Source organism: Bacillus pacificus (assembly GCF_020861345.1).
Taxonomy (GTDB): domain Bacteria; phylum Bacillota; class Bacilli; order Bacillales; family Bacillaceae_G; genus Bacillus_A; species Bacillus_A pacificus.
Window position 1 is genome coordinate 76,723 of sequence record NZ_CP086328.1, and the last position, 12,277, is coordinate 88,999.

Consider the following 12,277-nt stretch of genomic DNA (forward strand, 5'->3'; position numbering starts at 1 on the left):
GAAAAGGGGGAAGGAAACAATGATCGATTATGCATGGCTCATACCGCTTTTCCCGCTTGTTTCGTTTTTGTTATTAATTATATTCGGGAAGAAAATTAGAGAAGGAAGCAGTGTACTTAGTATTTTCTTCGTCTTTCTCTCCTTTATATTTGCGGTACTTGTATTAATAGAAAGATTTACGACAGTACCAGTGAAGCATAAGTGGGTATGGCTTAGAGCTGGAGATATTGATATATCATTTGGCTTTGAAGTGACAGCATTAGGGGCTTTAATGTTGTTTATCGTTACACTTGTGAGTTTACTTGTACACGTGTATTCGAAAGGTTATATGAAAGGTGAGGAAAGATTACCAACCTTTTATGCCTATTTAGGACTCTTTACATTTGCGATGCTCGGGCTTGTTATATCACCGAATTTATTACAGCTTTATATATTTTGGGAGTTAGTCGGCCTTGGTTCATTTTTACTCATCGGTTTTTATTTCTTTAAAGAAGAAGCGAGGGCTGCTGCGAAAAAAGCTTTTGTTATGACACGTATTGGCGATGTCGGTTTATTTATTGGGATGATCTTAATTTTCTGGCATGCAGGTAGTTTTGAATATGACGCAATTTTTAGAGCGATTCATACGGGTGATCTGACTCCGACAATGATTACAATAACGGCGATATTAATTTTTATCGGGGCGATGGGGAAATCAGGTCAGTTCCCGCTTCATACGTGGTTACCGGATGCGATGGAAGGGCCGACGCCTGTTTCGGCACTTATTCATGCGGCGACAATGGTCGCAGCTGGCGTATATTTAGTGGCAACGATGTTTCCGCTATTTTCAGCAAGTGCGGTGGCGATGCAGACGGTAGCAATTGTTGGCGCCTTTACTGCAATCTTTGCAGCTTCCATCGGTCTTGTACAAACGGATATAAAGAGAGTACTTGCTTATTCTACAGTTAGCCAGCTCGGGTATATGATGCTTGCATTAGGATCTGCCGGTTATGTAGCTGGTGTGTTCCATTTAACGACACACGCTTTTTTTAAAGCGTTGCTATTTTTGGCGGCAGGAAGTGTCATTCATGCCGTGCATACGCAAAACATTAATAAAATGGGCGGTTTACAGAAGAAGATGAAAGTAACAGGTACACTATTTTTAATCGGTACACTTGCAATTAGTGGTGTGCCACTCCTTTCCGGTTTCTTTAGTAAAGATGAAATTTTAGCGGCAGCTTGGATGAACGGCAATTATGTTTTATTCGTCTTAGCGATAATTGCAGCATTCCTAACAGCGTTCTACATGTTCCGCCTATACTTTCTTGTCTTTACTGGGGAAGCGAAGACGAAGGAAGATGTGCATGAATCGCCCCGCATCATGACGTATCCGATGATTGTCCTTGGCGTTCTTGCAGTCGTGGCAGGCTATATAAATACACCGTGGTTTGGAACGTTTCTCGGGGATTGGCTTACGAAAGATGTAGCATTTAAAGTGCGAGAGGCACACGGACCAGTTTGGATTATGATTGTTGCGACGCTCGTTTCTTTGACAGGGATTGCTCTTGCATATTTCATATATGGCAAGAAATCTATTGCTAGAGATTGGGCTGGTGGCGAGGACTCGCCTCTTTATAAACTTTTGAAAGAAAAATATTATGTGGATGAACTATACAATATGACGGTGCTTCCTATTACGAAAGGAATCGCTCATGTGCTTCGCCTATTTGAAGTGTATGTAGTCGAAGGAATTGCCGTTTTAATAGGGAGTTTAGTGAAAGGGATAAGTGCAATTGGCTCTAGACTCCAAAACGGAAATGTACAAGTGTACGGGACTGTAACAGCTGTTTCACTTGCAGTACTCTTCATTATTTTGCTCTATACGGGAGGGGATTTACGATGAATGATTTGTTATTAACGTTCTTCATTTTTTCCCCGCTTTTAGGAATTCTCTTACTTACATTAACACCGAAAAAAGAATCACGTACAGTGCGAGCGCTCGGTTTATTTGGAACGGTGCTTCCATTCGGAATGGCTATCGTCCTCGCTTGTACATATGCTTCCGGAAAGAGTTTGTCTCTATTTGATGAAAAAGTGAAATGGATTACATTTGGGGATTTTGCAGCGGTGGATAAAAGGTGGTTTTCCATTTATTACGAACTTGGTATTGATGGTTTATCGCTCGTTATGATGGTACTGACGGCCCTTCTAGCGATGCTTGCAGCAATTGCGGCATTTACGATTAAAAGGAATTTGAAAGCATTTTATATGCTGTTACTCATGTTAGAAATAGGGATGCTCGGTGTCTTCGCTGCTCAAAATTTAATGTTGTTCTTTATCTTCTTTGAAATTACATTGCCACCGATGTTTTTATTAATTGGGAAGTGGGGGAAATTGTCGAGTGAAAAGGCTGCTTATAGTTATTTAATATATAACGGTATTGGCTCCGCTATTTTGCTTATCGTTTTCTCGGTTTTATTTGCGAAAACAGGTACAACCAATATTACAGAGCTTAAAGAAATATTAACGAGTGTAGGTGCTGGCGGAGGAATGGCTGTCCCAAATAGCTTACAGTTCGGCTTGTTTCTTAGCATAATGATCGCTTTTGCGATTAAACTACCCGTTTTCCCGTTACATCGCTGGATGGTCAATGTACATATTGAAGCACATCCGGCTGTCGTTATGCTTCATGCAGGTGTTTTACTGAAGATTGGAGCATACGGTATAATCCGCTTTGGCCAGGGGCTATTCCCGGAATACTTTCGCGAGGTTGCAACGCTCATTGCGATTTTAGGAGTCATCAATTTATTGTACGGAGCCTTCTTGGCACTCATTCAAACGGACTTCCGGAAGGTGCTTGCTTACTCTAGTATTTCACATATGGGTATTGTATTAATGGGCCTTGCGGCGTTAAATGCACCAGGTACACAAGGCGCTCTATTCCAAGTTGTTTCGCACGGTTTAATTGCAGCTTTACTCTTTTTCTTACTTGGTGTTATAGAACAGCGCTTTGGAACATCAAATATTACAGCGCTTGGCGGACTTGCAAAAAGTGTACCAGTACTTAGCGGTTTTTTCTTAGCGGGAGGAATGGCATCGCTTGGATTGCCGGGAATGTCTGGATTTGTTAGCGAGTTTCTTGCCTTTCTCGGTTTATTCCAAGGGGAGCCAGTTATTGCTGCGGCCGGAGTACTTGGCATCATTTTAACTGCTGTATACGTATTAAGAGCAACCCTTCAAGTAACATTTGGTAAGAAAGAGTGGGAAGCGAAAGCTGATATACACGGATGGGAGTATGTCCCGATTTTACTACTTATCTTCTGCATTATTGCAATTGGAGTAATGCCAGAAATACTAGGGGATCCGCTTCAAAATACATTGAAAACATTGGGGGTGAAGTAGGGTGGATATGAATACGTTACTTAGCTTATCATGGCATCTCATGGTGCCAGAATTCATCATTCTCGGGGCTGCCATCCTTCTTTCCATATGTGATTTGTTTTTTAAGCTGAACCATAGGTATGTAGCGCTTGGTGCAATCGCAGCTATCGTATTAGCGATCGTATCATTAATTATGCTATACGGTGAACCAGCGGGAGATATTTTAAATGGCTCGTTTGTGTTAGATGGGTTTTCAAAAGGATTTAAAACGTTGTTATTAGGCGGAGCGGCTCTCATCTTATGCACCGCAATGAGCGATGATAAGAAAAATCCAATTGAAGATAAGGGAGAATATTATTACTTATTTTTAATGGCGCTTCTTGGGGCTATGTTTATGGCTTCTAGTGTCGACTTCATTACACTTTTCGTCGGCCTAGAATTGCTTTCACTTTCTTCTTATATTTTAGTTGGGATACGAAAAAAGAACCGTGCATCAAATGAGGCAGCAATGAAATATGTCATTAATGGAGGAATTGGAACGGCAATTACACTCTTTGGAATGAGTTACTTATACGGCATTACAGGGTCAACTAATATCGTGGATATGCAAAAAGTATTTGCCGGGGAACTGGCTGGTGGTATTCAGTTATTGCTAGCTCTCGCATTCCTACTCTTACTCGTTGGGCTCTCATTCAAAATTGCGACAGTGCCGTTTCATATGTGGGCGCCTGATGTGTATGAGGGAGCGGCTACACCTGTTACTGCTTTTCTTGGAACGATTTCTAAAATTGCTGGGTTCTTACTCATTATGCGTCTGTTCCTCATGGTTTTTGCAAGTGTATCGGTGCAAGGAGACATGCAATCTTTATACGGACGTATGAGCATATACATCGCTGTGCTAGCTAGTATTACGATGATTATTGGAAATGTAGTCGCATTAAAGCAATATAACGTAAAACGCTTATTTGCTTATTCAGGAATCGCGCATGCAGGATATTTACTCGTCCCGCTTGTAGCATTATCGCCATTTACGATGGATAGCATGTGGTTTTACATGCTTGCGTATATGCTTATGAATATAGGCGCGTTTGCAATTATCCACGCCTTAATCTTACAAAGCGACAAAGAAAATATCACCATTTTCACCGGATTATATAAAAGGTCGCCATTTACAGCAATCGTGATGACGATTTTTATTTTATCGCTAGCGGGGATACCAGGAACAGCTGGTTTCATTGGGAAAATTAACATCTTTTTAGGGGCTCTTCATGTAGAGCCAGCTCATTACGTACTAGCTTCTATTATGATGGGGACGACAGTCATTTCATTCGTATATTATTTCCGTATTTTACAGCAAATGTTTTTCCGTACAGGAGAAGTAGAAGAGAAAATTCGTTTGCCACTCAACATAAAGGTTGTGATGAGCCTTTGCGCAATTTCGATTGTAATACTAGGGATTATGCCGATGATTGGGTACAATTTCTTTTATGAATATTTTCCATTAATGAAAGATTTCTTCTTCTTAGGGAACGTGGTACAATAGTGAAAATAAAAGGTGTGGAGTCGTTACTCTGCGCTTTTTATTTTGTGTGAACTACGATTGAAAATGCATATAAGTATACGCTTTTAAAGAGAAAATTACGATGTAAAATGTAAGATGCTTATTTGTATTTGAAAAAGTGTGGCTCCTACTTATTATGGTATCGTTTTTATCCGACTTTAATGGGCAGTAAGACCCCCACCTCAAAATGCAGCGAAAGCAAAGAAGTTAGGTGGGGATCAACTGCCCATAAAAGTCCGATTGGTTCAACTAATAATCAGTGGGGGATGAAGAAAACCCCCACTGATTAAAGTTTCACTTTATATAATTTCGTAAGTAGTAGCTAGTTGACACTCCCACGGCTAAAGCCGCAAGCTGACTAACGTCAGTGGGATTCTTGCTACCAAAGGCGACGTCTATTTCTAGTATCGCTGACGTGCAAGATTGCGGTGTGCCATCACCACTCCGTATCCAGTGCATCTAGCAGATACGGCACTCGTTCTATTACCAAACGAGTCAGATTGTGAGTTCTCAAATGTGTTTTAGCGTCTTGTACTTGACGACTCAATACATTTTACGGAGCAGAAGAATTTGTTACTCCAACCTCATATGTATTCTGTTTTCAGAGAACAAGATTGTTTTAGAGACTTTTACTTGTCTGTTATGAAAATTATACCATTTCAAATACTTGATGTACAGAACGTATTTTCGGTATTTTATCTGTACATCGCATTTGACCTCACTATCATCCCACCCCTAAAGGGGGTACTATCGCACCGTAGTGGGCTTTCCTATTCGGAAAATCTGTAAAAAGGAGTCGGTTTTTTGGCACATCTTTTAGGGCAACAAGCACTGATTGCTATCGTTTCGCATTTATTGTTTATTACCATTACGTGGTGGGCCTTACAAGGTATTCACATTGAGCGTTTAATGAAGCCTGGAAAGGTGATGCAGACGAGAGTATTACTCATCTTAATTACAATTGCAATTGGGACATCTGTAAGTAACTTTTTCCTTGATTATTTAGGCTATTCAAAGAGTTTAACGTATTTAGTAAAGTAAGTGTATAGAACCTCATATCTCCGTTAACAATGGGGATAGGAGGGGATGAAATTGAAGCTTAAAGCCATTCTTGTTGTTGCATTAAGTGTTGTTTTATTTTTGGTTGGGTATAGAGAGATGAAACCAATGAGCGATGAACAGAAGATGGAGAGCATGATCGCAGCTGTAGAGAAAAATGATGCTAAAGTAGAAAAATGGTCATGGCTAGCGCGAGAAACAAAAACGATTTCTAATATACATACGTTTCAAAAGTTGTTAAACGATGTGAAGGACAAGGCGAATATTCAAAAGTGGGAATTAGAGCAATCTCCAGATGGATATAAAGCTACATCCTATAAAAAGTTTTCTTCTTATGAAGAACGAGTAGTAGTAACTTGGAGTAAGGAAAATACTAAAGAAAACACTTTCATTATTTTTGAAGTGAGCGGGGCAAAATGGGACCCGAAGTACATTCAGAAAACGAATAAAATTTTTAGTGAAAAACCTATAATTTACACTTGTGTTCAAGGTGTACTGAATGATAAGATTGAAGGTGTTTTGCAAAATAAAACCAATCAGGTTTTGAAAGATCTTTCAGCAAGAGCGATCGAACAGATAGAAGAAAGAGCATTTGTGTCAGTCTCCGCATACAATAAAAAGTGGGATGACGCTCTTTCAACAAATAGAGAGAAAATAAATGTGCAAATAGCAATACGTTCTACAGACAACAAAGATACAATTGTGGTTGGCACACCGATCATAACTTCTGAGTATTGAGTGAATAGATACTGAAAAAAGGACACGGAGGGGAATAATTTGGAAAAGATCATCGTCCGTGGCGGAAAGCGGTTAAACGGCACAGTGCGTGTTGAGGGCGCAAAAAATGCTGTATTACCTATAATCGCTGCAGCCCTATTAGCGAGTGATGGAAAGAATGTACTATCTGAAGTACCAGTTTTGTCTGATGTATACACAATTAATGAGGTATTACGTCATTTAAATGCTGAAGTCGTATTTGAAAATAACCAAGTAACAATCGATGCTTCTAAAGAGCTAAACATTGAAGCACCATTTGAATATGTACGTAAAATGCGTGCATCTGTTCAAGTAATGGGACCTTTATTAGCACGTAACGGTCGTGCTCGTATTGCACTTCCTGGTGGATGTGCAATTGGTTCACGTCCAATTGACCAACATTTAAAAGGCTTCGAAGCAATGGGAGCAAAAGTACAGGTTGGTAACGGTTTTGTTGAGGCATACGTTGAGGGAGAACTAAAAGGAGCTAAAATTTATTTAGACTTCCCAAGCGTGGGCGCGACAGAAAACATTATGTCTGCAGCTACATTAGCAAAAGGGACAACAATCCTTGAAAACGCAGCGAAAGAACCAGAAATCGTTGACTTAGCTAACTTCTTAAATGCGATGGGAGCGAAAGTACGCGGAGCTGGAACTGGAACGATTCGTATCGAAGGCGTTGATAAATTATATGGTGCAAACCACTCTATTATTCCTGACCGTATTGAAGCGGGAACATTCATGGTTGCAGCGGCAATTACTGGTGGAGACATCTTAATTGAAAATGCTGTGCCTGAACATTTACGCTCAATTACAGCGAAGATGGAAGAAATGGGTGTTAAAATTATTGAGGAAAATGAAGGTGTACGTGTTATCGGCCCAGATAAGTTAAAAGCGGTTGATATTAAAACTATGCCTCACCCAGGTTTCCCAACAGACATGCAATCACAAATGATGGCATTATTACTACAAGCTGATGGAACAAGTATGATTACAGAAACGGTATTTGAAAACCGCTTTATGCACGTTGAAGAATTCCGTCGTATGAATGCTGATATTAAAATCGAAGGTCGTTCTGTTATTATGAACGGTCCAAACAGCTTACAAGGTGCTGAAGTAGCAGCAACTGATTTACGTGCTGCAGCTGCATTAATCTTAGCTGGTTTAGTATCAGAAGGTTACACTCGTGTAACTGAGTTAAAACATCTTGACCGTGGCTATGTAAACTTCCATAAGAAATTAGCTGCATTAGGTGCAACTATTGAACGTGTAAACGAAAAAGTAGAAGAAGTGAAAGAACAAGAAGTTTCTGATCTTCACGCTTAATTGAAATAGTCTCTATGTCTTTTGACATAGGGGCTATTTTTTTGGGCTTATTACTGTTATAGTCAAGAAATTCTATACTTATGCACGTACCAGTAAAAATATTTAGAAAATTTTTGTTTTATATGGATCCCCTTAAGTATGTTCTAAAAGAAAGAGTTGTTCCATAAGAATGAATGGAGTAAAGCTTTTTTTATCCCGCTTTAATGGGCAGTAAGACCCACACCTCAAAATTCAGCAAAAGCAAAGAAGTTAGGTGGGGGTCGGGCTGCCCATAAAAGCCCGATTGGTTCAACTAATAATCAGTGGGGGATGAAGGAAACCCCCACTGATTAAAGTTTCACTTTATATTGGGGGAAATAAGATGAAATTTTCAAAGCCACTTTTTATTACAGTAGCGCTTCTCATAGCGCTCGTTATCATTGTACCTGCTGCTCTTGTGATTCCGTTTGCGAAAGCAAAAGTAGAGGAAAAAGCAGCTTCTAAAACTCCTCCAGCGATAGAAAGTATACCAGCTCCAGGGAAAGTGGATACGGCGGTTCAAGTTGCTGTATATCGTGAGAAACAAAAGAAGGTAGAGTCATTACCTATGGAGGAGTATGTGACCGGTGTAGTAGCTTCTGAGATGAATGCCAGTTTTGAAATAGAGGCGCTAAAGGCGCAGGCATTAGCAGCGAGAACATTTGTCGTGCAGCGTATGCTAAGCGGAGGTAAGAAAAACAATGCGGACGTGACAGATACGGTGAAAGATCAAGTGTACAAAAGCAAAGAAGAATTGAAAAAACAATGGGGCAATAACTATGAAAATAATTTGAAGAAAATCGAAGAAGCTGTTTCGAAAACCGCAGGACAAATTTTAACGTATGACGGAAAGCCAATCTCAGCATCATTCTTCTCAACGAGTAATGGTCGGACAGAAAATGCAGCCGATTACTGGGGAAATGATTATCCGTACTTAAAGAGTGTAGATAGCCCGTGGGATCAAGCCTCTCCGAAATTTACGAGCGAGCAAACCTTTACCGTAGCTGACTTTCAAAAACGTCTCGGCGTGAAAGTGCTAGCAGACGGAAAAGTTGGAAATATTAAAGATCTTACGGAAGGAAAGCGCGTAAAGGATGTAGCATTTCAAGGGAAAACATTAACAGGAAAGGAAGTTCGTGAAAAGTTAGACTTACGTTCTTCCGACTTCACGTGGAAACAACAGGGGGATAAAATCATCGTTACGACGAAAGGCTTCGGCCACGGCGTTGGTATGAGCCAATACGGAGCGAACGGCATGGCAGCAGAAGGCAAGAAATATACAGATATCGTCGCTCATTACTATAAAGGCGTTGAAATAAAGACGATGAACGACTATGAAGGTAAGTTGATGGTGAAGAAGTAGGTGTCAGGGTATCCTGGCACCTGTTTTTTTGTTTAAAATATCATAATTTTCCATTAATTGTTTGGTATAATAGGATAAAAAGCATTTGGGGGAGACAAAATGGCGTTACTGGAGTTGAAACAGTTAGGGAAGACGAACCAGTTACCGGCAGTTGAACTGAAGGTTGAGAAGGGGCAATGTGTTGTTTTGCAATGTAATAACCATACAGCTAAAGTGTTACACCGTATTATTATTGGTGAGGAAGAAGCTTCAACTGGCAATGTGCTATTTGAGGGAGAGTCGATTGGAAAGAAAAACTATTCTCGCATCGGCTTTTGTTTTTTGAAAGATGAGGCATATGATCGTTTGAAGGTGAAGGAATACTTTAAGTTTTTAATAGGGCTCTATGAATCGAATATGAGTATAGAAGAAGTTGTACAATATGTCGGCCTTTTAGATAAATTAAACGTTAAAATAGAAAAACTATCATTTTCAGAGAAACGTCGTCTTCATATTGGGCGAGTTATGATTCATAATCCGGATTTAGTTATTTTGGAAGAACCAGAGCAAAATGTAGATACAGAGAGTACGATTATGATTCGAAAAGCAATTATGAAAATGAAAGAGCAAGGAAAGGCGATTTTTATTACATCATCTTTCCTATCGGACGCCCTTTCGTTAACAGAAGATGTATACATATTAAACAATGATGGTGTGAAAAAAGTAGAAATTGAACAAGAGGAAGCAGAAGAAATCGATGAAGAAAAAGTCGTTCAAATGATTCCGCAAATGAAGTTAGAAAGAATACCAGCGAAAGTAAACGATAAAATCATTTTATTAGATCCAATGGAAATCCATTTCATTGAAACGCAAAACGGAGTAACACATATTCACGTTCGTGAAGGTGATTTCGTATGCGCATTAACATTAAGTGAACTAGAAGCGAGATTAACAGGTTTTGGTTTCTTTAGATGTCATCGCTCTTACCTTGTGAATTTACAAAGAGTACGAGAAGTAATTACTTGGACTCGTAACAGTTTCAGCTTAATTTTAGACGACGAAAGAAAAAGTTCAATTCCGCTTTCGAAAGGACGAATGGATGAGTTGAAAGGTGTAATTGGGCTATAAAAAGTGCTCCAATAAGCTCAAAATACGATCCATTCACCGGTAAAAATACTCCTTTTACTGGTATTTTACTGCGTAAACCCTTTGATTTTTATATGATTGAGTCAAGAAAAGCGAAATAAACAAACGAAAAGCGCTAAAGCGACTTTCATCTATAAAAGAAAAAACAAAGGGGATGACGAGATGACATTGGCAATTGAAATGAAAGATGTAATGAAAAGCTTCAATGAAAAAACGGCACTTCGAAATGTAAATATTGAGGTGAAGCAAGGAGAGATTTTCGGATTCCTCGGACCGAGTGGCTCTGGGAAAACAACAACAGTAAAAATATTAACTTCTCAATTACTTCATAGCGTTGGAACGGTAAAAGTATTAGGGAAAGATATTACAGGGCCAAGCAGCATCGATTATAAACGAATTGGTATTTTAACAGACAACAGCGGTTTATATGAGAGACTTAGCATTTATGATAATCTACTATTATTTTGTGACTTATACGATTGCAAAAAAGAACGAATCGATGAAGTATTAGCGCAAGTAAACTTATTAGATGATAAAAAAACATTAGTAAAGAAACTATCAAAGGGAATGAAGCAGCGCGTTACATTAGCTAGAGCAATCCTTCATAAACCAGATATCCTCTTCTTAGACGAACCAACATCTGCACTTGATCCAGTAAACGTACAAAACATTCATAAAATCTTAAAGGATTTAAATAAAGAAGGAACGACGATTTTCTTAACGACTCACAATATGGACGAAGCAGAAACGCTTTGTAATCGCATTGCCTTTCTATGTGGCGGAGAAATTGTAGCGCTTGATACACCGGAGAACCTTCGCTTACAATACGCGAAAGATCAAATACAAGTCGTGTTAAAGGATAAGAAGAAAGAAACGGTACAAAAAGATGAATTAGGTGCAAAACGCATTTCAGAATGGATGAAAAAAGGAGAACTATTATCTATTCATTCTTATGAGCCAACGCTAGGCGATATCTTTATTGAAGTTACTGGGAGGGGATTATAATGACATTTTCAATGAGACGTGTATCAGCTATTTTTAGAAAAGAAGTACAGGACTTTAAGACGAATTCACAAGTGTTGCTAATGGTATCTTTACCAATTATATTTGCATTTATATTTAGCCGATTTGGAGAAGGACAGGCAGGGGTTGGCATTATTACTTTAATGGCCTTTCTATTTGTTGCTGGGTTTGTTCAATCGATGGTAATCGCAGAGGAAAAAGAAAAACATACATTGCGTGTGTTAATGCTATCGCCAGCTTCTTCTGTTGAAGTTCTTCTTGGGAAAAGTATATTAACAGCATGTTTAACGCTAGGCATTTCTATTGTAAACTTATTCATTTTAGATCAATTAAGTGGAAATTTCTTATTACTAGCATTTGTTTTCTTATGTGGAACAATTCTATTTACTTTAATTGGAACAATGATTGGATTACTAGCTGAGTCTGTCCCACAAACATCACTAATTGGAATGCCGATATTAATGACGATGTATTTAGCTGTACAATTTGAGCCAATGGTTGAAAATAAAGTAATTAAGACAATGATTAGTTATCTTCCAACATCTCATCTTGAAAAGGCAATTAAAAGCTTAGTAGAGGGTGCTGGGTTTAGTAGTATTAGTGGACATATGATAAATGTTGGAGCTTGGCTTATTATTTCACTTATTGCATGTTTAATCGTGTATAAAAAGAAACAATTAGATTAA

Annotated in this window: 10 protein-coding genes; all 10 read left to right on the forward strand. The window is 39.0% G+C overall.

Annotated features, from left to right (window positions below; all coding sequences use genetic code 11):
* Positions 1-19: 19 nt before the first annotated feature.
* The 10 genes from nuoL (at position 20) to LMD38_RS00415 (ending at position 12,277) form a co-directional block, all read left to right on the forward strand.
* Positions 20-1,882 (forward strand): NADH-quinone oxidoreductase subunit L, encoded by a 1,863-nt coding sequence (gene nuoL, locus LMD38_RS00370; RefSeq protein ID WP_228920066.1) that lies wholly within the window; start codon positions 20-22, stop codon positions 1,880-1,882.
* Positions 1,879-3,381: an NADH-quinone oxidoreductase subunit M gene (locus LMD38_RS00375; protein WP_228920068.1), complete on the forward strand. Its 1,503-nt coding sequence runs from the start codon at positions 1,879-1,881 to the stop codon at positions 3,379-3,381. Before nuoL ends, LMD38_RS00375 begins: the two co-directional genes overlap by 4 nt.
* Positions 3,382-3,388: 7 nt before the next feature.
* A complete protein-coding gene (gene nuoN / locus LMD38_RS00380) occupies positions 3,389-4,903 on the forward strand; it encodes an NADH-quinone oxidoreductase subunit NuoN (protein ID WP_139264463.1) in 1,515 nt (504 codons plus the stop codon).
* Positions 4,904-5,725: 822 nt separating this feature from the next.
* Positions 5,726-5,962, forward strand: coding sequence for a DUF1146 family protein (locus tag LMD38_RS00385; protein ID WP_000940742.1), 237 nt, complete (start codon positions 5,726-5,728; stop codon positions 5,960-5,962).
* Positions 5,963-6,013: 51 nt separating this feature from the next.
* On the forward strand, positions 6,014-6,718 hold the full coding sequence (locus LMD38_RS00390) for a YwmB family TATA-box binding protein (protein WP_016718990.1): 705 nt from the start codon (positions 6,014-6,016) through the stop codon (positions 6,716-6,718).
* Positions 6,719-6,757: 39 nt separating this feature from the next.
* Positions 6,758-8,062: a UDP-N-acetylglucosamine 1-carboxyvinyltransferase gene (gene murA, locus LMD38_RS00395; RefSeq protein WP_000411263.1), complete on the forward strand. Its 1,305-nt coding sequence runs from the start codon at positions 6,758-6,760 to the stop codon at positions 8,060-8,062.
* 361 nt (positions 8,063-8,423) lie between these two features.
* Positions 8,424-9,443: a stage II sporulation protein D gene (spoIID, locus tag LMD38_RS00400; RefSeq protein WP_228920071.1), complete on the forward strand. Its 1,020-nt coding sequence runs from the start codon at positions 8,424-8,426 to the stop codon at positions 9,441-9,443.
* Positions 9,444-9,542: 99 nt separating this feature from the next.
* Complete coding sequence (locus LMD38_RS00405) at positions 9,543-10,550, forward strand: LytTR family transcriptional regulator DNA-binding domain-containing protein (RefSeq protein ID WP_228920073.1); 1,008 nt, start codon at positions 9,543-9,545, stop codon at positions 10,548-10,550.
* A 180-nt stretch (positions 10,551-10,730) separates the two neighbouring features.
* On the forward strand, positions 10,731-11,573 hold the full coding sequence (locus LMD38_RS00410) for an ABC transporter ATP-binding protein (RefSeq protein WP_000170839.1): 843 nt from the start codon (positions 10,731-10,733) through the stop codon (positions 11,571-11,573).
* Complete coding sequence (locus tag LMD38_RS00415; RefSeq protein WP_073530493.1) at positions 11,573-12,277, forward strand: ABC transporter permease; 705 nt, start codon at positions 11,573-11,575, stop codon at positions 12,275-12,277. The genes LMD38_RS00410 and LMD38_RS00415 overlap by 1 nt, the downstream gene beginning before the upstream one ends.

What these genes read in the sequence shown, in the direction of transcription:
- nuoL (WP_228920066.1), top strand. Translation starts at nt 20, where the DNA reads ATGATCGATTATGCATGGCTCATACCGCTTTTCCCGCTTGTTTCGTTT.
- LMD38_RS00375 (WP_228920068.1), top strand. Translation starts at nt 1,879, where the DNA reads ATGAATGATTTGTTATTAACGTTCTTCATTTTTTCCCCGCTTTTAGGA.
- nuoN (WP_139264463.1), top strand. Translation starts at nt 3,389, where the DNA reads ATGAATACGTTACTTAGCTTATCATGGCATCTCATGGTGCCAGAATTC.
- spoIID (WP_228920071.1), top strand. Translation starts at nt 8,424, where the DNA reads ATGAAATTTTCAAAGCCACTTTTTATTACAGTAGCGCTTCTCATAGCG.
- LMD38_RS00405 (WP_228920073.1), top strand. Translation starts at nt 9,543, where the DNA reads ATGGCGTTACTGGAGTTGAAACAGTTAGGGAAGACGAACCAGTTACCG.
- LMD38_RS00410 (WP_000170839.1), top strand. Translation starts at nt 10,731, where the DNA reads ATGACATTGGCAATTGAAATGAAAGATGTAATGAAAAGCTTCAATGAA.
- LMD38_RS00415 (WP_073530493.1), top strand. Translation starts at nt 11,573, where the DNA reads ATGACATTTTCAATGAGACGTGTATCAGCTATTTTTAGAAAAGAAGTA.